The 1,496-nt window shown below is 66.4% G+C and carries 1 protein-coding gene; it reads right to left on the reverse strand.

The window, feature by feature from the left end; translation table 11 throughout:
- Positions 1 to 1,496, reverse strand: a 1,496-nt coding sequence (locus L288_RS33565) for a proline dehydrogenase family protein (protein ID WP_021238618.1), incomplete at both ends; no start/stop codon positions are given.

The following is a 1,496-nucleotide window of genomic DNA, read 5'->3' on the forward strand; positions in this document are numbered from 1 at the left end:
CCCTGCTCCGGCGCTGCGGTCCAGCCGGTCGCGGCGCTGTGGCGCAGCGCCTGCGTCAGGCTGGCGAGCACGCCTTCATCAGTCAGGTCCAGCCCCGCCGAATTGCGGCGGTCAGGATAAAGCTTGGATGGCAGAGCGATCTGGTCATGCCCCCGGCCGGGATCGGGCATGGCCCGCACCAGAGAAACCGGATCGGCTATCATCTCCTCGACGGAAACGGCGGGATCGGCGATGCGATGGACGAAGCTGCTGTTCGCCCCATTTTCCAGCAGGCGGCGCACCAGATAGGCCAGCAGCGTCTCATGCGTCCCCACCGGGGCGTAGATGCGGCAGGGACGGTTCAGCCCGCCCGCGCCAGTGACCTGCTCGTAAAGCGGCTCGCCCATGCCGTGCAGGCATTGGAACTCATAATCGCCGATCGCGAAATCCGGCCCGGCAAGGTGATAGATGGTGCTGAGCGTCTGCGCATTATGCGTGGCGAACTGTGGAAAAACCGCGTCCCGCACCGCCAGCAGCTTGCGGGCGCAGGCGATATAGGCGACGTCGCTATGCACCTTGCGGGTATAGACGGGAAATCCGGCCAGCCCGTCCACCTGCGCCCGCTTGATCTCCGCATCCCAATAAGCGCCCTTACCCAGCCGCACCATGATGCGGCGGCCGGTACGGCGGGCGAGGTCGACGATCCAGTCGATGACGAAGGGACAGCGCTTGCCATAGGCCTGCACCACGAAGCCAAGGCCGTTCCATCCGGCGAGGTCCGGGTCCAGCGCCAGGCTTTCCAACAGGTCGAGCGACAGTTCCAGCCGGTCCGCTTCCTCCGCATCGATGTTGAAGCCGATGTCATAGCCTTTCGACAGCAGCGCCAGCCGCTTCACCGCTGGCAGCAGTTCGGCCATGACGCGATCCGCCTGCGCACGACTGTAGCGGGGATGAAGGGCGGACAGCTTGATCGAAATGCCCGGCCCGGCATAGACGCCGCGCCCATCCGACGCCTTGCCGATGGCGTGGATCGCCCGCTCATAATCAGCATGATAACGGGCCGCGTCCGCAGCGGTCGCCGCCGCTTCACCCAGCATGTCATAGCTGTAGGTGAACCCCCTGGCCTCCATCGCCTTCGCCCGGCTCAGCGCTTCTCCGATCGTCTCGCCGGTGACGAACTGCTCCCCCATCATCCGCATCGCCAGGTCCACCGCGCGCCGGATGACCGGCTCCCCGGCGCGAGCGACCAGGCGGGTGAGCGCCGCGCCCAGGCCGCGATCATCGACGCTGCCGGTCAGCTTGCCGGTGACCACCAGCCCCCAGGTAGCGGCATTGACGAACAGCGATTTGCCCCCACCCAGATGCGACGCCCATCGCCCATGGGCGATCTTGTCGCGGATCAGCGCGTCTCGCGTGTCATCGTCGGGAATGCGCAGCAGCGCTTCGGCAAGGCACATCAGCGCCACCCCTTCCTGGCGATGCGGATGATGGGGGAGCAGTTCGTCACCGGCGAGACG

The sequence above is a fragment of the Sphingobium quisquiliarum P25 genome, from assembly GCF_000445065.1.
Classification (GTDB): domain Bacteria; phylum Pseudomonadota; class Alphaproteobacteria; order Sphingomonadales; family Sphingomonadaceae; genus Sphingobium; species Sphingobium quisquiliarum.